Genomic DNA, 19,493 nt, shown 5'->3' with positions numbered 1-19,493 from the left:
GGTGTTGTTGTTGGTGTTGGTGTTGGTGTTGGTGTTGGTGTTGGTGTTGGTGTTGGTGTTGGTGTTGGTGTTGGTGTTGGTGTTGGTGTTGGTGTTGGTGTTGGTGTTGGTGTTGGTGTTGGTGTTGGTGTTGGTTAGATATAAAAAACAGTGCCGTATAGAATACAAGCACTGTTTTGATGTAATAATTAAGATTTACAGCCTAATTATTGGCCGTAAATATTTACACGATCACGTAATTCTTTACCTGGTTTAAAATGAGGAACATATTTACCTTCTAGTTCCACTTTATCACCAGTTTTCGGGTTACGGCCAACGCGTGGAGCACGGTAGTGAAGAGAAAAACTGCCGAAACCACGGACTTCAATACGTTCACCGTTAGCTAACGTATCCGCCATATGCTCAAGAATTTCCTTTACAGCTTCCTCAACGGTTTTTGCTGAAAGATGAGACTGCTGGCTAGCCAGTCTTTCAATTAATTCAGACTTGGTCATAGTACCTCCCTAAACTACCGTTACAAAGGGACAACACTACTGTTGTCCCCACTTAATTATTCGCCTTTAGCTGCTTTGAAAGCTTCAGCCATAGCATTGTTGCCGAATGCTGTATCTTCTTGTTTGTTCACAGCTGCGACAGCGTCTTTCTCATCAGCTTCGTCTTTAGCGCGAACAGACAGGTTGATTACACGGTTTTTACGATCAACACCAGTGTATTTAGCTTCAACATCATCACCAACGTTCAGAACCAGAGTTGCATCTTCAACACGGTCACGTGAAGCTTCTGATGCACGCAGGTAACCTTCAACGCCCAGTGTCAGCTCAACAGTTGCACCTTTAGCATCAACTGCGATTACTTTACCAGTCACGATTGCGCCTTTCTTAGTTGCTGCTAAGTAGTTATTGAATGGATCTTCAGCTAACTGTTTAACACCTAAAGAAATACGCTCACGCTCTGCGTCGACTTGCAGAACAACAGCTGCGATTTCATCACCTTTTTTGTATTCACGAACTGCTTCTTCGCCTGCAACGTTCCAGGAGATGTCAGACAGGTGAACCAGGCCATCGATGCCGCCGTCCAGACCAATGAAGATACCGAAGTCAGTGATAGACTTGATTTTACCTTCAACGCGGTCGCCTTTGTTGTGAGTCTCAGCAAATTGCTGCCATGGGTTAGATTTGCACTGTTTCAGGCCCAGTGAGATACGACGACGTTCTTCATCGATATCCAGAACCATAACTTCAACAACATCACCAACGTTAACAACTTTAGATGGGTGAATGTTTTTGTTAGTCCAATCCATTTCTGAAACGTGAACCAGACCTTCAACGCCTTCTTCGATTTCTACGAAGCAGCCATAGTCAGTCAGGTTAGTAACGCGACCAGTCAGTTTAGTACCTTCTGGGTAACGTTTAGCGATTGCGACCCAAGGATCTTCGCCCAGTTGTTTCAGACCCAGAGAAACACGAGTGCGCTCACGGTCGAATTTCAGAACTTTAACATTGATTTCATCACCAACGTTGACGATTTCGCTTGGGTGTTTAACACGTTTCCAAGCCATGTCAGTGATATGCAGCAGGCCGTCAACACCGCCCAGATCAACGAATGCACCGTAGTCAGTAAGGTTCTTAACGATACCTTTAACTTCCATGCCTTCTTGCAGATTTTCCAGCAGTTGATCGCGCTCAGCGCTGCTTTCAGATTCAATTACAGCACGACGAGAAACAACAACGTTGTTGCGTTTCTGATCCAGCTTGATTACTTTGAACTCAAGCTCTTTGCCTTCCAAGTGAGTAGTATCACGAACTGGACGTACATCAACCAGTGAACCTGGTAAGAACGCACGAATACCGTTCAGTTCAACAGTGAAACCACCTTTAACTTTACCGTTGATAACACCAGTTACAGTTTCAGCTTCTTCGTAAGCTTTTTCCAGCATCAGCCATGCTTCATGACGTTTAGCTTTCTCACGAGACAGGATAGTTTCACCGAAACCATCTTCTACTGCATCCAGAGCTACATCGATTTCATCGCCAACTTGGATTTCTAGCTCACCCTGAGCATTTTTGAACTGTTCTACTGGGATAGCAGATTCTGATTTAAGACCTGCGTCAACAAGGACTACGTCTTTATCGATGGCAACAACAGTACCACGGACGATAGAACCAGGACGAGTTTCAATATTCTGCAGGGATTCTTCAAAGAGTTGAGCAAAAGATTCAGTCATATTAATGATCTTCAAGAGTTTTAAATTAACGTCCACTTAGCTTCCCGCCAAATGGGGTTGTTTCACATACCCCACAACATTCCATGTCGCAAGGTTGATGCTATGCTAATAATATAATCACATAGCGATAACTGCGTATATTATCTAATTATAAGCTAAAATAAAGCCTATTATCACGATAATTGTAGAATTTTTTTTGCATAGGTGTGTGCTTTTTCAATAACTTCCCCAATAGACATACTTGTGGAATCCAGCACTAATGCGTCTTTCGCGGCAATAAGGGGGGCAACAGAACGGTTACGATCACGAAAATCACGTTCTTCAATTTCGCTCAAAAGACGTTCAAAATTAACATCAAAACCTTTCTCTTGCAACTGCTTCATCCGCCGATGAGCCCGTTCTTCAGCTGAGGCATCAAGAAAAATTTTTACCGGTGCATCGGGGAAAACCACCGTTCCCATATCACGGCCATCAGCAATAAGCCCAGGTAATGTTCTAAATGCACGTTGGCGTCGAAGTAAAGCTTCACGTACGCGAGGAAAAGTTGCTGTTTGGGATGCCGTATTTCCTACTGTTTCGGTTCTAATTTGATTTGAAACATCTTCCCCTTCCAGAATGACTTTCAGTACATTGTCTTCAGGAACAAATTTCACATCTAAATTTGCAGCCAAAGGAACTAACGCATCTTCGGATTGGATATCAACATGGTGATGTAACGCAGCTAACGCTAATACACGATAAATTGCGCCTGAGTCTAAAAGTTGCCACCCAAATTCGTTTGCTAATGCTTGGCAAAGTGTACCTTTACCTGCTCCGCTTGGTCCATCAACGGTGATTACAGGGGCTATCGCCACCATAAAAAATCTCCTTTTCTGCAAATAGCCGAGCTACCCGCAATTAAAATCTGTGAAAGTATTATACCAATTCAGTAGATTTGTGAAATAAGCAGGTTCTGATGATTGCTAAAAAATAAGAAAAAATTGATATTTGAACCATAAAAATTAGGTTGATATCAAACAAAGTAATATCAACCTAATCAATAAATTAATGACTTAAACGTGCCAGCTGTTCGAAGTAATCAGGAAATGTTTTTGCCGTGCAGCCCGGATCCAAAATTGTTACTGGCGTATCTGATAATGCAACTAATGAAAAACACATTGCAATACGATGGTCGTTATAGGTTTCAATTTCAGCATGTTGTAATTTTTTCGGTGGGACCACACGTATATAATCATGCCCTTCTTCCACTTCAGCGCCAACCTTTCTTAGCTCTGTCGCCATCGCATATAACCTGTCGGTCTCTTTTACTCGCCAGTTATAGATATTACGTATCACTGTTTCGCCTTCAGCAAATAAAGCGACGGTGCCAATGGTCATTGCCGCATCAGGAATCGCATTCATATCCATGTCAATGCCCGTCAATGTTCCGCGTTCACATTCAACGTAGTCATCACCCCAACGAATAGTCGCCCCCATTTTTTCTAATACATTGGCGAATTTAGTGTCCCCTTGCAAACTATTGCGCCCAATTCCTGTGACTCGGACCACGCCCCCCTTAATGGCGGCCGCAGCGAGGAAATAAGACGCTGATGAAGCATCACCTTCCACTAAATATTCGCCTGGTGATTGGTATTGTTGCTGCCCTTTGATAACGAAATATTCATATTGATGATTTTCGACATTAACACCGAACGTTTTCATTAATGCTAATGTGATATCAATGTAAGGTTTGGAGACTAACTCGCCAATAATTGTAATTGTTGTGTCTTGCTCTGCACGCGGTGCCGCCATTAACAGCGCAGTTAAAAACTGGCTGGAAACAGACCCATCGACTGAAATTTGGCCACCGATAAAACCACCTTTTAAACGTAGTGGTGGGTAATTCTCTTGTTCCAAATATTCAATCTCTGCACCGCCTTCCCTCAGCGCATCAACCAAATGCCCAATTGGGCGCTCTTTCATGCGAGGCTCACCCGTTAAAATAATATTATTACGGCTTAGTGATAGTGCTGCAGTCAGTGGGCGCATTGCCGTTCCCGCATTGCCTAAAAAGATTTCTAGCTCATCTGGATGAGATAAATTTCCACCTAAACCTTCCACACGACAACGTGTTTTATCTTCAGACAGTTGGTAGCTAACACCTAACTGGGTTAATGCATTCAGCATATGGCGAATATCATCACTGTCCAATAAATTAGTGAGTGTGGTCGTTCCTTTAGCCATCGCTGCTAATAACAGTGCGCGGTTTGAGACACTTTTTGACCCTGGCAAATTAATTGTGCCGTTAATTGAAGGAATAGGTTGTAATGTCAGGGATTGCATAAAAAGCAGTTTCTCCAGTGAAGTTTGCAAGTAAATAAAATTTGGCTCTATTTTCTTTTAAGTCAAATGCTAAGAGCACAAATAACCGACTGAACATCCTATTTCAGTCGGCAAATCTCGTTATTGAGCGTTATGACGTTCGAAATCAGCCATAAAATCAACCAAAGCCTGAACTCCCGCTAATGGCATCGCATTATAGATTGATGCGCGCATACCACCAGCCACTTTGTGGCCTTTCAGCGAAAGTAAGCCTTGTTCTTTGGCTTCTTCAATAAATTTCGCATCAAGAGTTGGGTTTTGCATTTGGAACGGTACATTCATCCAAGAACGGTTTTCAACCGCAACACGGTTAATATAGAACTGGCTATCATCAATTGCATTGTAGAGTAATTGTGATTTTTCATAATTACGCTTAACCATTTCTTGCAAACCGCCTTGCTCTTTTAACCATTTGAAGACCATACCTGCGAGATACCAAGCGAAAGTCGGTGGAGTATTAAACATTGAATCATGTTTTGCTAATACCGTGTAATCAAATACGGATGGAGTCTGAGGTGAAGCTTTACCGAGTAGGTCTTCTCGGATAATAACGATAGTTAGTCCTGCTGGCCCAATATTTTTTTGAGCCCCTGCATAAATTACACCATAACGGCTTACATCAATCGGTTTAGATAAGATAGAAGAGGAATAGTCAGCAACAATAATTTTATCTTCAGGGAAGTCAGGTTCCTCATGAATAGCTAAACCGCCTATGGTTTCATTTGGGCAATAATGGACATAAGCTGCATCATCACTTAATGGCCATTCTTTCATGGGTTTTAAACTCACTACACCGTCTTTTTCTTCAGTAATTTGAATCACATTAGGAGAGCAGTATTTTTCAGCTTCTTTTGCTGCAGACTCGGACCAATAGCCGCTTACAATATAGTCTGCTGTCGTTTTATCACCTAATAAATTCATTGGTAACGTTGCAAAATGGGCCCGTGCCCCGCCGTGACAAAATAAAACTTTATAGTTATCAGGGATGTTTAATAAATCACGTAGATTTTGCTCTGCTTCTGTTGCCACTTCGACAAAGTCTTTTCCGCGGTGACTCACTTCCATCACAGAAACGCCTAACCCCTTCCAATTACAAAATTCTTGTTCAGCACGACGCATGACTTCAACAGGTAGCATAGCTGGACCTGCACTGAAATTATAAACCTGACTCATTGACCTCACCCTATCCATCTTCAATTATGGTTAATAAAATTCACTCAGATAGTTAAAGTTGTACCACTCCAAGCCTTTAGCTGCAACGGTTATTGTCAGCAAGTCCAAAAAAGAAAGAGGGGTTATTTTTTGATAATGAGGAAAAGAATTTTGTTAATCTTGTCACACTCTCAACAAGCATCATTTTATGGAGAAATTAACAATAAATAAGCGATAATATCCCGAATTACGTCATTGCGCTGTATTTCGGGATATTCATTGAATATGTCTTTTATTGAGGATTAAAAATTAGCGAATAACTTTGCTTACGATTTCAATCGCTTCTTTTTCTATTTGACGTAAATGCTCTTCACCACGGAAACTTTCACAATAAATTTTATAGGCTTCTTCCGTGCCTGATGGCCTTGCTGCAAACCAGCCATAATCCGTCATGATTTTTAAACCGCCGATTGGTGCATTGTTACCTGGCGCAGCGGTTAAACGCTGTGTAATTTTATCTCCCGCCAATGTATCTGCTGCAACCATTTCAGGTGATAATTTACTTAGCTTTACTTTTTCTTCGTGAGTGGCTTTCGCTTGGATACGGTTATAAATCGGCGCGCCGAATTTCTTAGCGAGATTATTATAACGTTGTTGAGGATTTTCACCTGTAACAGCCGTAATTTCAGCTGCGAGTAGGCAAAGAATGATACCGTCTTTATCCGTTGACCACGGTGTGCCATCAAATTTTAAGAACGATGCTCCAGCGCTTTCTTCGCCACCAAAACCTAATTTACCGCTAAATAAGCCATCAACAAACCATTTGAACCCTACAGGTACTTCGACTAGTTCACGACCGATGTCATTAACCACACGGTCAATCATGGCGCTCGAGACCAATGTTTTTCCGACGGCAACATCTTTACCCCATTGAGGACGATGTTGAAATAAATAATCAATAGCAACAGCAAGATAGTGATTAGGATTCATTAGCCCATCTGGCGTGACGATGCCATGACGGTCGTAATCTGGGTCATTGGCAAACGCAAGATCAAATTTTTCTTTCATCCCAAGCAAACCCGCCATCGCCCAACTTGATGAGCAATCCATGCGAATAACACCATCATGGTCAAGTGGCATAAAGCGGAAAGTTTGGTCGAGTTGGTCGTTTACGATTTCAATATCGAGTTGATAATATTCTGCAATTTTTTTCCAATATTCAATACCGGAGCCGCCTAGAGGGTCAACACCAATTTTTAAACCTGACTTAGCAATTGCTTGCATATCAACAACATCACCCAATGCACAGACATAAGGCATGATTAAGTCTTGCTGGGTCACATATTCGCTTGTCATTGCTGTATCAAAACTGACTCGTTTTACACCTTCGAGGTTATTGGCTAGCAATTGGTTGGCATTTTTCTCAATCACAGAGGTTAAATCGGTATCAGCCGGCCCGCCATTTGCTGGGTTGTATTTAATACCGCCATCTTCAGGTGGGTTATGTGATGGTGTAATCACAATGCCATCTGCAATATCTTGGTGTGATTGGTTATAACTTAAGATAGCATGAGAGATAGCTGGAGTTGGAGTAAACCCATTATTCTCCTGAACAATAACATGAACCTGATTTGCCGCTAACACTTCAACCACAGTCATAAATGCCGCTTCTGATAACGCATGGGTGTCTTTGCCCACAAAGCAAGGGCCTGTTACGCCTTGCTTTTTGCGTAAATCAGCAATTGCTTGTGCAATGGCTAGTATATGGTTTTCATTAAAGTTTTTACGCAATGAGCTACCGCGATGCCCTGATGTTCCAAACTTAACAGCCTGAGATGCATTTCCAGGTTGTGGTTGCTGCGTATAATATTGAGCGGTTAATTGAGCGACATTGATCAAGTCACTTTGAAACGGAAGCTGCCCTGCACGTTCATGTATTGTCACTTGTTTTCTCCCAAAGCACTGATGCTTTGTTATCAACACCAGTGGCCTGTCAGTTTTTAAATAGTATTACAAACTTTTTCAATCACATTGGCTGGAAATTGCATTTCCTGCATGATTGCATCAACCATACTACGCTTACGATTAGTATTCGTATTTGTGATCACCCAATAGGGTGTTCCTGGTATATGACGCGGCTTAGATTGCTTGCCAGCTGCAAGTAATGTTTGCTCATCACCAGCAAAATAAATACGAGTTCGGCCATGCATTAACTCTGTTGCACTCGCAAAACGATTTGAATCTAAACTATATAAGGTAGATAAAATCAACATAAAGCGGTCAATCGCTTTACTTTTTTCTGCATAAGCGTCAGATAACAGAAGCTCTCTAATGACTCTAACAGGATTTAATGCAACAGCGGGTGTACTCATCGCAGGTTCAGCCTTAATGACGGCATGTTCCTGACTAATTTCTTTTGCTTGTACTGGCTGCCCGGATTTGAAATTTAACATACGGCGCAAAATATCCGATGCACTTTCACCGATATGCTGTGTATGGCTCGCAATATAGCGGTAAAGCTCTTCATCAACTTCTATCGTTTTCATTTTTTCCCAGTACTTATTTAACTAAAATTTGCGGTGTGATTATAAGACAGATTTAAAAAAAACAAAACAATTAAAATTTCAATAACTTAAAGTAAACACTTTTCTAAGTTCAAAGATAATTCAGTGGGTTATCATGCCATTAATTTCAATATTTTACTTCCGTGAGCGAATTCAATTTTCTGAAATTTATTGGCTATAAACCTCCTAGTTATCGACTATTAACTTACCTTAGCCAGGATCGCAGTTTATTCGACCATTTGGATTTTACTCAGAGCCGTGACATGATAAGACCACATGTACCACTGACGAATTGATCAAATAAATATGACTGTGTTACTTAACCATACTATCCATAAACCTGAAAATCCAATCTCAAATAGCCCTATAGTACTCATACATGGGTTATTTGGTGACCTCAATAACTTAGGTGTTTTAGGTCGTAATTTACAACAATATTTCGATACGATTCAAATTGATGTTCGTAATCACGGTGACTCATTCCGTGATGAGCAAATGAGTTACCAGCAAATGGCCCAAGATGTTATTACATTAATAAAATCTTTAGGGTACGAAAATGCTATTTTAATTGGTCACTCAATGGGTGGCAAAATAGCCATGGCTGCAACTGCAATCGCCCCTAATTTTATTGATAGCATCGTTGCTATTGATATGGCGCCTGTCGCTTACCAAGTCCGTCGTCATGATAAAATATTTGCGGCTCTTGATGCCGTCACGGAAAAAAATGCGAAAACTCGCCAAGAAGCTACCGTGATTATGCGTAATTATATTAACGAAGATGGCGTTATCCAATTTCTGCTTAAATCTTTTAAACAAGGTGAATGGAAATTTAATTTGCCTGCCCTCAAAGCGAATTATGAACATATTATTGGTTGGGAAACCGTACCCGCTTGGAATAAACCCGTATTGTTAATCCCCGGAGGAAACTCCCCTTATGTGCAAGCGGAATATAAAGAGCAAATAGCGCAACAATTTCCACAAGCCAAAGCATGGGTTGTCGCCGATACGGGCCACTGGGTTCATGCAGAAAAACCAGACCATGTATTAAGAGCTATCCATCGCTTTTTATCTATTCCTGATCCTGAATAATTAATCATATTTAAATATAGATATTGGAAAGACATGTATCTTTTCAATATCTTTAAATATATTTGTAGTTAAATATAATTACTTTATTAATTACACAATAAGACTAACTTCAATACACAGCGAATTATAAACCCTGTATTATCCAAATTCTACACTACCTTATTACTATCTAGTGCATATTTTATTAATGCAAGTTTGGATTTAAAAATTCAAATAACTTAAGGAATTTATTAATATAGAAAATGGATAGTCTAAAATCAAAATCAACATTATATTTCATTAGTGTCATTGCTAAGTTATCAGGGCAAGTAAATCCTAAAGAACTAGAACAAACACTCAATCAATCTATTGGTTATAATGAAAAAATTAACATTATTAAATCGAAACACAACATTCGCTGTAGGAATAAATATCAGAAAGATAAAAATATAGCTAAAATCGTTTGCCCAGCAATTTTATATAATACCAAAAGCGAAGCTTTTCTATTAGCTAACCGCAATCAAGAACAAGTTCTCATTCAGCAATTTGGGAATAAACCGCCAGAGATATGGAGCATTGACGAGCTAAACCAACAATGGAGTGGCCATTGGTTACAGGTAAGCCTTAAACAAGGGCAATTTGACATCACTTGGTTCCAAGCTGAATTTATGAAATACAAATCCATTATTTTGTGGGTTTTATTTTTTTCATTTATATTGCAAATCCTCGCATTAGTCTCCCCTATTGTTATGCAAGTGATTATGGATAAGGTGCTCGTTCATAATAGCTTAGTCACCTTGGACGTTTTAATTTTTGGGTTAATGGTTGCTGCACTAATAGAAGTAACGTTAAAAGGGTTACGTGAATATATTTACCATCATACAGTTAACCGTATTGATATGACACTCGGCTTAAAGCTAGTTAATCATTTATTGAGATTGCCTATTCCCTTTTTTAAAAGTAGGCAAATAGGCGCGATTGTCACTCGCGTAAAAGAGCTCGAAACTATTCGCGAATTTTTAACCAGTAGTTTTTTCACGCTATGTGTTGATGTGTTGTTTTTATTTGTATTCATTTTCGTGATGAATTTAATATCCACAACACTCACAATAATATTTTTGTGCTCTATTCCTTTTTATCTTTTATTGGCTTGGTGGCTAACGCCTAAAATCGAGTCTGCCGCACAGCAACAGTTTACTAATATCGCCATTAATACCTCTTTTTTGACCGAAAGTATTAATGGGATAGAAACCGCCAAAAGTTTATCCGTCGAACCGAATTTTACGCGTCGCTGGGATGGTCAAACCTCAGATATGAGCCAAACTAACTTTGTAGCAGGACAAATTAGCTCCCGTTCCGAGCATCTCGTAATGGCTATCGAAAAAATTACCAGTGCGATTGTATTATGGGTTGGTGCCTCTGAAGTTTTAGCATTGCAGATGACAATTGGCCAACTTATTGCTTTTTATATGATGGTTAACCATGCTAACCAGCCTCTCATCAAACTGACCAAGCTATGGGGAGACTATATTCGCACGAGCGTCGCTATCGAAAAACTTTCCCAGATTATCAACTTACCCATCGAACAATCTCAGCAAGAAAATAAATTACCTCTTCAAGGGCATTTAAACCTAAAAAATATCTCGTTCCGCTACCAACCGAACATGCCGTTTGTTCTAAAAAACTTTAATTTAAATATTGCAGCGGGAGAAACCATTGGCATTGTTGGCACATCAGGGTCAGGCAAGAGCACTCTTGCTAAATTATTACTACGGCTTTATACCCCTGAAAGTGGAACCATATTTGTGGATGGCACTCCCATATCCGCGATTAACTTACACTCTCTTCGTCAGCAAATTGGTATTGTGTTGCAAGAGAATTTCTTATTCAGCCAATCTGTTTTTCATAATATTGCTCAAACCTCACCTAATGCCTCCATGGATGAAGTGGTTCATGCTGCCAAAATGGCGGGAGCACATGAATTTATTTTGAAATTACCCAAAGGCTACGACACTGTTCTTGCTGAGGGGGGATCATCTCTTTCTGGCGGTCAACGCCAACGCATTGCAATTGCTAGAACGCTGCTTTCAAACCCTAGAGTAATTATTTTTGATGAGGCGACTAGCGCTTTAGACGACGAATCCCAAGCAGTTATTCAAGAAAATATGCAATTCATTGCCAAAGGAAGAACCGTCATCACAATTGCTCACCGCTTATCAACCATTCGCCATCACCAGCGGATTATTGTGATGCAACATGGTGAAATCATTGAGCAAGGTAGCCATCAGCAACTTATTGAACAAGGTAATTTTTATAAACACTTGTGGACTCTACAGCAGTCTCTGAAATCAGACATGGACGTAAAATGAAACATCGATTAGACAAAAACCGTTATAACAGCTTTTTGCCTTCACACTTGGCGATATTAAAAACTCCCCCATCTTACTTGGCACTTTACGTCGCTATTTCTATTAGTGTGGGTATTTTTCTTGCTGTGACTTGGTCGTTTTTTGGTAAGTTGGATATTCAAGCCACCACGCAGGGTAAACTTATTGTTTCAGGGCGAACACAATTAATTCAAGCGTTTGAATTAAGCCGTTTAGAACATATTCATGTTACTGATGGGCAAACAGTAAAACAAGGCGATCCTTTAATTACCGTCAATGTGTTAGGTGTTGACCAAGATATTCTAAGTTTAAATTATCAACACAACTTCCATTTGGCCGAAATAGTAATTTATCAAGCATTGATTTCACAACAGCCTATTGAGCAGTTACCTCTATTTAATCAATTAACTGAACTAGAGCAAAACAACACGCGGGCTAGCTATCAAACACAAAAATTAGAATTTGATTCATTAATGAATGAACTTAATAATGAAATTCAATTGAATACCGTCAATCAACAAGCCCGAAAAGATGAATTACTTACCATCAACTCCCTTATTGTCAATATCAAAAAACGCCTCGATGCACACCATTCGTTAACTGAAAAACAGTTAATCAGTCAAAAGGAATTTTTAGAACAAGAGCGAGAGCTATTAATCGCTAAAAAAGAAAAAGTGACCAAATTATCTGAGCTTTCAATTCTGAAAAGCCAGCACCATGCCTTAAATGAAAAAATAGACCGGATAAAAGCCCAAAAAAACCAAGAGTGGGATGAGAAATACAAACAAGCTGACTTTAAACGAGCTTCTCTTGAGCAAGAACTATTAAAAAATAAAGAAAGAAATCAATTAGAAATTATACGAGCCCCCGTTGATGGCACTATTCAACAGCTTGCTACACACACTTTAGGAGCTGTATTGCAACCCGCACAGCAACTAATGGCTGTTGTTCCTAACAATAATGTTCAATTAGCTGAAATTAAAATCTTGAACAAAGACATTGGGTTCATCCATGAAGGGTTGAGAGCAGAGGTGAAAATAGATGCATTCCCTTACACACGTTATGGCACGATTGAAGGTGAAGTGATTTCCATATCGCGCGACAGTACTCTCGATGAAAAGCTTGGATTAGTGTTCTTAGGGCAAATTGGTCTTAACCAAAAAGAACTATCCGTTGATGGTGAATCTATTGAACTGACTCCCGGTTTATCCATTGTGGCAGAAATAAAAACGGATAAACGCCGTATTATTGACTACTTGCTTAGCCCTATTAATGAATACACCTCAAACGCGATGAGAGAAAAATAATCGATGGAACAGTTTAATAATCATGGCTTGGATGCCTTAGTTTGGGTGGCTAAATATTACCAAAACAATGTTTCATCAGATCAACTCAGGCACGCAATTGGTATGCAAACTATATCTCCTACAGAGTGGGAAATTAGAGAGTGTGCACATACATTGGGGTATGAAACCGAGCTTATTACTGCACGATACACACAATTAATAACGCTACCTTTACCCGCTTTAATCTATATAGATGGTTTTTGGCAAGTTATTAGCCAAGAAAATGAATTAATTCTCATTAACCCTACTAATGAGGAACGAAAACCTATTCATAACTCTATTGGACATCAAGAAACTGAATATGATGTATTACTCATTAAGGAGCAATTAGAGCCAGAGCAAAAAAAGGCCTTTGGCTTTAGCTGGTTTATTCCCTCTGTTTTGCGACAACATGTTAAATTACGAAATATTTTTATTCTCTCTGCCATTATTCAGCTTTTCGCCTTAATTAGCCCGCTGTTGTTTCAGAATTTAATCGACAAAGTGTTAGTTGGTCGCAGTCTCTCAAATTTACATGTCATTGCATTAGCGATTTTTGCCATTGCTGTTGCAGAACCGATATATGGTTTTATTCGTAATAAAATTTTTAGTCATAGTAGTAGCCAGATCAGTGCTGAGTTGTCAGGGAAAATTTATCGCCACTTAATGGCCTTACCGTTAAATTATTTTAAGTTAAGGCCAACAGGGAAAATTATTGCCAGAATCCGTGAATTAGCCCATATAAGGCAATTTTTAACGGGCTCAACACTGATGCTGTTTATTGATTTTATCTTTGTCATCCTTTTTGTCGCAGTTTTATTTTCCTACAGTAGTTTGATGGCTTGGATTTTATTGGGCTCAATGGGGGTATTTTTTGTTTTATGGATGATACTCGGCCCCATTATTCGCCAGCAAACTGAAAAATCTTATCAAGCGGATGAAAATGGTCTCACTTTTCTCACCGAAAGTATTACTGGGATTGAAACCATCAAAACAACCGCAACAGAAAAATACTTTAATCAACGTTGGAAAAAAATATTTAGCAAACAGCTAACTCAAAGCTTTAAAGTCTCAATGCGCAGTGAAGTAGCCTCTCAATTAATGACATTTGTGAGCAAAATAACGACTGCGATCCTTTTGTGGGTCGGTGTCAAAGAGGTATTAAATGGTGGAATTTCTCCTGGCGAATTAGTGGCATTTAATATGCTAAGTGCACATGTTACGCAGCCCGTATTGCGGTTTGCTCAGGTTTGGCAAGATTTCCAACATACCATTATTTCATTACGCCGAGTGGGAGATATTCTTGATGAACCGGTAGAAAATGAACGTAAAGGGATTGCAAATACATCAAATATTCACGGAAAAATAGAGTTTCAAAATATCCGTTTTCGCTATCAACCTGATACACCTGAAGTTCTCAATAATTTATCCTTAATGGTTAATGCAGGTGAATTTATTGGTATTACTGGCCCCTCAGGTTCAGGAAAAAGTACCTTAACGAAATTATTACAGCGGCTTTATGTCCCACAACATGGGCAAGTTATTGTTGATGGCATGGATTTAGCTGTCGCAGATACCGTATCATTACGCCGAAAAATGAGCGTCGTATTACAAGAAAGTACCTTATTCGTTGGTTCTATCGCAGAAAATATCCGTTTGAGTCATCCACAAGCGACTGACGAGCAGGTGATTCACGCAGCAAAATTAGCGGGAGCTTATGAATTTATCATGACATTGACTGATAATTTTAATTATCCCTTATCAGAAAAAGGCTCCAATCTTTCAGGTGGTCAACGTCAAAGGATTGCACTTGCGCGTGCATTACTCACCGAACCCGATATCTTAATTCTCGATGAGGCCACTTCTGCACTCGATTACGAGTCACCGGATGTGCAAATATTGATTAACGATTTATAGCTAGCAAAGCCGCACTACAAGCCAGCCAGCATTTTTGCGATTTGCTTATTTTTGCCTATTTCTATCGATTATCCTCTATTTTGTGACACAATTTTGTCACATTCACACTCTTCAGATATTTTCAACACAACTCCGACTAATATTGATATAAACCCGCCAAATGCCCGCATATCATATAACCTCATAATAGGAGGTCATATGAACAACACTCAGTTACTTTTACTTGCACTAAATTGCATCAATGAAAATAGAGAGCCATCTCACACCGAGCTATCAAAAATTTATGTTTTTTATAGAACTGATGTAGGTTGCAAAGGCATTTCGATTGATGAATTTATGCTTAACCAGGATTGGCAACTCGCTGATGAACAAAAGGTTCAAAAAGTGATAATATTTATTGAAACATATCTTCATCTGTCATTAAAAAAGGCTAAAGATAGAAAAAATGTCGAACAAAACTCTCGGTGAATTTATTAAGCACTTACGCTTATCCCAAAACATATCAACATCGGAAATTGCAAAAAATCTCACTATTTCCGAGGTCGACTATATAAAGTGTGAAAATGGCGAAATATCTATCTATGTAGACGACTTGATGATTATTGCAGATATGTTGTCCGTTGAAGAATCAACTTTGATAGAAAAATACAAAGATTAGGCCAAATTGCTTGGCCTTTTGCTTACCCTTCATTTTCGTGTCATAATTTCGGCATCGGCACCGTTCGTCACAGTGATTATTCCTCCCTACTATACAATTCCCACTGAAAAATTATGCACATCCTCGTAGGATTATTGAAAGTACATAAAGATAAATTAATGTCCAGTTAAGCGCCTATTGTAACCACATCAATTAGACTTAATATGTATAACATTAATAAAACTATTTTTATCGCTCCTTCTAATTATCTTAAATAGTAGAAATTTATAATAAAACTAATGTAATATAATTTAATACAACGACTGGGGACCTTTTAATGAATTTAGCAATAACCAAAACACGCCATAAAGAATACTTACTAATATTACCTATAATTTCTTTGATTATTCTTTTTTTTAATCAATCACCTACTTCATTATCTTTGTCAATTATTATTAATATAATGTCGTTAATAGCCATACTAGCAAGTGCATTTAGTGTTGTAAGACATGCTGACGTTCTTGCTCACCGTTTTGGTGAGCCTTATGGTTCACTTATTCTGAGCCTTTCGGTTGTTATTCTAGAAGTTGGCTTAATATCCGCATTAATGGCTACAGGTGAATCTGAACCACAATTAATGAGAGATACACTATACTCAATAATCATGATAGTTATGACTGGTTTGGTAGGATTCTCTTTACTTTTAGGTGGTTATAAGTTTGCTACGCAATATGTTAATTTAAATGGTATTAAACAATACCTTATCGCAATTATCCCATTAGCAGTGCTTACCCTAGTGTTTCCTTCTAGTGTTCAAAATACAGAAATTTCAATAACTCAATTATCTATTGTTTTAGCATGCATATCTGCTCTAACATATTTTGTATTTTTAATAATACAGACAAAAACACATAAACAATTATTTGTATATGAGTATGAAGACGAAAGTGATGATGGAGATCCTAGTCATGGTAAACCTTCAAGCCATAGTAACTTACATCATGCAATATGGTTAGTTATTCATCTTGCAGCTGTTATCTCTGTTACGAAGATGAATGCTAATAATCTTGATTATTTGCTAACAACAGTCAACGCACCAAAGCAATTTACAGGATTTCTAATTGCCTTATTAATTCTATCACCAGAAGGTTTGGGAGCAATAAAAGCTGTACTATTGAATCAGGTACAACGTGCAATGAACATATTTTTTGGTTCTATATTGGCTACGATATCTCTTACAGTCCCCGCTGTTGTAACAATTTCAATTATTACTAATAATGAAATTGTTTTTGGCCTTGATTTGCCTCAAATTATAATACTAACTACCACCTTAGTTCTATGTCACATTTCATTTTCATCAGGAAAAACCAATATTTTAAATGGAGCCTCATTATTAACTATATTCATTGGCTATATATTAACGATAATTTATTAATTATTTATTGATAGTATTTAAATCCCACTCTGCAAGAGCTGGGATTTAAATTTGCTAGTGATAAACACCCTAACTATATTTTAACTAATTTCAATAACCTACGTATTTACATTATAATCATCAAACTCATTAGTTATTTTATTAATCACTTAAAAATTGTTCTACATTTATATCTATTTTTATGCATTGACAATAATGTATCAATATCAATTATACCCCACTGATACCAATATACTTTTTATTCATTTTCACAACCAATCACTTCAAAAGAATCATTTGCCGTATACCCTGTGCTACATCTTAGACTTTTAATCCTAGCCTATGAATATTGACACTAAACTTTTAGTATTCACACAAAAACCTCATTAAGAATAGTTAAGAACTATTAATTTACTGTTTTTTGTATATACATACAGCTAAGTAAATTTAGTCATCACTTTCGATTAATCCATAAAAGATAATTATATTTTGATGTTATTTATTTTTAATATAATTTAATTGACTTTATTGATATTACTTCTAATAATAGATTAAACCTGTTAATTTAATATGTATTACCACTGGAAAATAACAAGGAATATTTATGAATAAAACACTAATTTCTGCTTGCGTAATAGTGGCAAGTACAATCTCCTTTAGCGCTTTTGCTGCCGATAAAACAACCTCAATTCCAGAAAATATGACATGTAAAGAATATGTGGACCTAAATCCAAAAAGTTGGGCTCCAGTTGCATTATGGGTAACATCACAAGATACCCAATTTAAAGGTGGGGATTGGGTAGCACTATCTGAACAAAGCGTTGCAGAAGTCCCTTTAATCCTTGATTTTTGCAAGAAAAAACCTGAAGGCACCCTACAAGATTATCTGGCAAGTAAAAAATAAATTGTCTGATATTTAAAGCCGTGGAAATAAACTGCGGCTTTTTTATTATCAATTATAACAATACATCATTTTCGCCAAGGCCATATTATTTGCGTTCTACAGCTTCCTGCTCTACCCTTTCCGCTTGTTCAGTAATGCGTTTAGCTTCTTCTTGCGTTAATACTCCGATCTAAATATCGATATAAACTGGAGTACTCAAGATAACGTGTTTATCGGTGTTCTTGGGAAGAATGAGAAGAAAACGTATATTGAAGAAACGCTGGAAGAGATATTTAACGATGGTGATTGGCTTCCTGAAACCCAAGAAGCCGAAGTGGAATATTTTGATAAGTGATCTAAGTGCGCCAACTACTATAGCTGGCGCATCATATTAAAGCTTATATCAATTCACAATCAACCTACCATGTAAAGGCTGGATTGGCCGATTATTTGAATGCTCCAGAGCTTGTTGAAATTTCTTTATTTGTTCTCTTGATGCATTTATAGGCTGCTTCATGACTAACCATACTACACCTTCAGTACACGGCGGAGTGGTTAAAGAACCACTAAAACGGTAATAGCTTTTATCATCTGGATAAAGTGCTGTTAAGTCGATACTTTTACCTAACTCTTTTTCCTGATTTTTTTCTTTTGGTATATTACTCAATACTTGCTCTATAGCTGGGTTAGCGTCACCTTCCTCTAACATGATTGCTAGTACTGCAACTCCTCCATCATCTTTGGAATGAACAAAATGCAGCTCCAGTGGATATTGTTTACCTTTTATTTCATTTTCACTTGGGCTATGAAAGTGAAATTGCTTTAATTGATAAGTTGCCCCATCAATAGAAAAATCATCGTCATCATTAACATTGATTTGTATTGAGTGCCCATTGTTGACGATTTTTTGTGCGTGCGTATGTATATTTATAGCTAATGGCTTTAATTTTCCATCAATAACGTTATCAATGTTAATTGGTGATTGATTAAATCCACTTTCACAAACTTTAAATTCATCACTCAATTTCCCCCAGTTTTCAGGTGCGCCACTACCTTCATAAGTCCATAATGAATTCGCTTGTGATGAAAAAGCAAAAACAGCCAAAATGCATAATATAGTTTTATTATAACTCATGTAATAATAACTCAAGTTGTTAATATGAGTTTTAAAACTACACTTTGATTCACACAAATGGCATTGGGATTTATCTTATTAATTCAGTAAAAAGTACACCTTAACCAAAATAAAGCATACTACACTCCACCATAATCAAAATACTATTCCAGAAATCAGTCTAAATTTCTAAATCCATTTCAGCTTCTTCTTGCGCTAATCGCTCTGCTTCCAGCTTAGCGAGTCTCTCAGCTTCAGCTTGCTTTTGATTGTAGAAGGAGTTAGGTGGCATTTCGACACGCATGTCTATCCAGCGCGATTCAGGTACGTCACAAAGTTCGTAGTTTTCGAAGTAAACAGGCACGCCTTCTTCATCAAAGTGCTTAATGCGCTTGTTCTGGAAACGTTCTGGCATATCTGCGTTCTGTTGGTGGAAAACAAAAACTT

Annotated in this window: 18 protein-coding genes; 9 read left to right on the top strand and 9 right to left on the bottom strand. The window is 38.2% G+C overall.

What is annotated here, in order from left to right; all coding sequences use genetic code 11:
- Positions 1-206: 206 nt before the first annotated feature.
- From ihfB to seqA, 7 genes are all read right to left on the bottom strand, one after another.
- Entirely contained in the window at positions 207-494 is a 288-nt protein-coding gene (gene ihfB, locus PR725_RS15955) for an integration host factor subunit beta (protein ID WP_004256221.1), read from the bottom strand.
- Positions 495-550: 56 nt separating this feature from the next.
- Complete coding sequence (gene rpsA, locus PR725_RS15950) at positions 551-2,224, bottom strand: 30S ribosomal protein S1 (RefSeq protein ID WP_004909559.1); 1,674 nt, start codon at positions 2,222-2,224, stop codon at positions 551-553.
- 173 nt (positions 2,225-2,397) lie between these two features.
- Positions 2,398-3,081 (bottom strand): (d)CMP kinase, encoded by a 684-nt coding sequence (gene cmk, locus PR725_RS15945; protein WP_004909557.1) that lies wholly within the window; start codon positions 3,079-3,081, stop codon positions 2,398-2,400.
- Positions 3,082-3,268: 187 nt separating this feature from the next.
- Entirely contained in the window at positions 3,269-4,546 is a 1,278-nt protein-coding gene (aroA, locus tag PR725_RS15940; protein ID WP_109911045.1) for a 3-phosphoshikimate 1-carboxyvinyltransferase, read from the bottom strand.
- 120 nt (positions 4,547-4,666) lie between these two features.
- Positions 4,667-5,758, bottom strand: coding sequence for a 3-phosphoserine/phosphohydroxythreonine transaminase (gene serC, locus PR725_RS15935; protein ID WP_272569758.1), 1,092 nt, complete (start codon positions 5,756-5,758; stop codon positions 4,667-4,669).
- Between the two features lie 288 nt (positions 5,759-6,046).
- Positions 6,047-7,681 carry a phosphoglucomutase (alpha-D-glucose-1,6-bisphosphate-dependent) gene (gene pgm, locus PR725_RS15930; RefSeq protein WP_109911043.1) on the bottom strand — a complete coding sequence of 545 codons (1,635 nt, stop codon included), beginning with the start codon at positions 7,679-7,681 and terminating at the stop codon, positions 6,047-6,049.
- A 56-nt stretch (positions 7,682-7,737) separates the two neighbouring features.
- Positions 7,738-8,283, bottom strand: a complete 546-nt coding sequence (gene seqA, locus PR725_RS15925) for a replication initiation negative regulator SeqA (RefSeq protein ID WP_109911042.1) — start codon at positions 8,281-8,283, stop codon at positions 7,738-7,740.
- A gap of 324 nt (positions 8,284-8,607) precedes the next feature.
- Between seqA and ybfF the strand changes: the two genes are divergently transcribed.
- From ybfF to PR725_RS15880, 9 genes are all read left to right on the top strand, one after another.
- Positions 8,608-9,390 carry an esterase gene (ybfF, locus tag PR725_RS15920; RefSeq protein WP_110731824.1) on the top strand — a complete coding sequence of 261 codons (783 nt, stop codon included), beginning with the start codon at positions 8,608-8,610 and terminating at the stop codon, positions 9,388-9,390.
- 242 nt (positions 9,391-9,632) lie between these two features.
- Positions 9,633-11,738, top strand: a complete 2,106-nt coding sequence (locus PR725_RS15915; protein ID WP_123382114.1) for a peptidase domain-containing ABC transporter — start codon at positions 9,633-9,635, stop codon at positions 11,736-11,738.
- Positions 11,735-13,063: an HlyD family type I secretion periplasmic adaptor subunit gene (locus PR725_RS15910; protein ID WP_004909537.1), complete on the top strand. Its 1,329-nt coding sequence runs from the start codon at positions 11,735-11,737 to the stop codon at positions 13,061-13,063. The genes PR725_RS15915 and PR725_RS15910 overlap by 4 nt, the downstream gene beginning before the upstream one ends.
- 3 nt (positions 13,064-13,066) lie before the next feature.
- Positions 13,067-14,998 carry a type I secretion system permease/ATPase gene (locus PR725_RS15905; protein ID WP_272569753.1) on the top strand — a complete coding sequence of 644 codons (1,932 nt, stop codon included), beginning with the start codon at positions 13,067-13,069 and terminating at the stop codon, positions 14,996-14,998.
- Positions 14,999-15,196: 198 nt separating this feature from the next.
- Positions 15,197-15,466 (top strand): hypothetical protein, encoded by a 270-nt coding sequence (locus tag PR725_RS15900; RefSeq protein WP_272569751.1) that lies wholly within the window; start codon positions 15,197-15,199, stop codon positions 15,464-15,466.
- Positions 15,444-15,656 carry a helix-turn-helix domain-containing protein gene (locus tag PR725_RS15895; protein ID WP_213637441.1) on the top strand — a complete coding sequence of 71 codons (213 nt, stop codon included), beginning with the start codon at positions 15,444-15,446 and terminating at the stop codon, positions 15,654-15,656. The genes PR725_RS15900 and PR725_RS15895 overlap by 23 nt, the downstream gene beginning before the upstream one ends.
- Positions 15,657-15,972: 316 nt before the next feature.
- Positions 15,973-17,070, top strand: coding sequence for a sodium-potassium/proton antiporter ChaA (chaA, locus tag PR725_RS15890; RefSeq protein WP_272569748.1), 1,098 nt, complete (start codon positions 15,973-15,975; stop codon positions 17,068-17,070).
- A 583-nt stretch (positions 17,071-17,653) separates the two neighbouring features.
- Positions 17,654-17,953: an HdeA/HdeB family chaperone gene (locus tag PR725_RS15885; RefSeq protein WP_213942605.1), complete on the top strand. Its 300-nt coding sequence runs from the start codon at positions 17,654-17,656 to the stop codon at positions 17,951-17,953.
- 205 nt (positions 17,954-18,158) lie between these two features.
- A complete protein-coding gene (locus PR725_RS15880; RefSeq protein ID WP_272569746.1) occupies positions 18,159-18,287 on the top strand; it encodes a hypothetical protein in 129 nt (42 codons plus the stop codon).
- A gap of 48 nt (positions 18,288-18,335) precedes the next feature.
- Here the strand turns inward: PR725_RS15880 and PR725_RS15875 are convergent, their stop codons facing one another.
- The gene (locus PR725_RS15875) at positions 18,336-19,067 is read right to left on the bottom strand and encodes a carbonic anhydrase (RefSeq protein ID WP_222959759.1); all 732 of its coding nucleotides are present in this window, start codon (positions 19,065-19,067) and stop codon (positions 18,336-18,338) included.
- A gap of 160 nt (positions 19,068-19,227) precedes the next feature.
- Positions 19,228-19,493, bottom strand: a 266-nt coding sequence (locus PR725_RS15870) for a phage tail fiber protein (protein ID WP_442959436.1), incomplete at its 5' end; no start/stop codon positions are given.

Origin of the sequence: Providencia sp. PROV255 (assembly GCF_028478065.1) — a bacterium.
Classification (GTDB): domain Bacteria; phylum Pseudomonadota; class Gammaproteobacteria; order Enterobacterales; family Enterobacteriaceae; genus Providencia; species Providencia rettgeri.
The sequence above is the reverse complement of the archived record's forward strand: the minus strand, read 5'-3'. Positions and strand labels throughout refer to the sequence as shown.

What these genes read in the sequence shown, in the direction of transcription:
- rpsA (WP_004909559.1), bottom strand. Translation starts at nt 2,224, where the DNA reads ATGACTGAATCTTTTGCTCAACTCTTTGAAGAATCCCTGCAGAATATT.
- PR725_RS15900 (WP_272569751.1), top strand. Translation starts at nt 15,197, where the DNA reads ATGAACAACACTCAGTTACTTTTACTTGCACTAAATTGCATCAATGAA.
- PR725_RS15905 (WP_272569753.1), top strand. Translation starts at nt 13,067, where the DNA reads ATGGAACAGTTTAATAATCATGGCTTGGATGCCTTAGTTTGGGTGGCT.
- aroA (WP_109911045.1), bottom strand. Translation starts at nt 4,546, where the DNA reads ATGCAATCCCTGACATTACAACCTATTCCTTCAATTAACGGCACAATT.
- PR725_RS15895 (WP_213637441.1), top strand. Translation starts at nt 15,444, where the DNA reads ATGTCGAACAAAACTCTCGGTGAATTTATTAAGCACTTACGCTTATCC.
- PR725_RS15915 (WP_123382114.1), top strand. Translation starts at nt 9,633, where the DNA reads ATGGATAGTCTAAAATCAAAATCAACATTATATTTCATTAGTGTCATT.
- PR725_RS15875 (WP_222959759.1), bottom strand. Translation starts at nt 19,067, where the DNA reads ATGAGTTATAATAAAACTATATTATGCATTTTGGCTGTTTTTGCTTTT.
- PR725_RS15885 (WP_213942605.1), top strand. Translation starts at nt 17,654, where the DNA reads ATGAATAAAACACTAATTTCTGCTTGCGTAATAGTGGCAAGTACAATC.
- serC (WP_272569758.1), bottom strand. Translation starts at nt 5,758, where the DNA reads ATGAGTCAGGTTTATAATTTCAGTGCAGGTCCAGCTATGCTACCTGTT.
- PR725_RS15910 (WP_004909537.1), top strand. Translation starts at nt 11,735, where the DNA reads ATGAAACATCGATTAGACAAAAACCGTTATAACAGCTTTTTGCCTTCA.
- ybfF (WP_110731824.1), top strand. Translation starts at nt 8,608, where the DNA reads ATGACTGTGTTACTTAACCATACTATCCATAAACCTGAAAATCCAATC.
- cmk (WP_004909557.1), bottom strand. Translation starts at nt 3,081, where the DNA reads ATGGTGGCGATAGCCCCTGTAATCACCGTTGATGGACCAAGCGGAGCA.
- ihfB (WP_004256221.1), bottom strand. Translation starts at nt 494, where the DNA reads ATGACCAAGTCTGAATTAATTGAAAGACTGGCTAGCCAGCAGTCTCAT.
- seqA (WP_109911042.1), bottom strand. Translation starts at nt 8,283, where the DNA reads ATGAAAACGATAGAAGTTGATGAAGAGCTTTACCGCTATATTGCGAGC.
- chaA (WP_272569748.1), top strand. Translation starts at nt 15,973, where the DNA reads ATGAATTTAGCAATAACCAAAACACGCCATAAAGAATACTTACTAATA.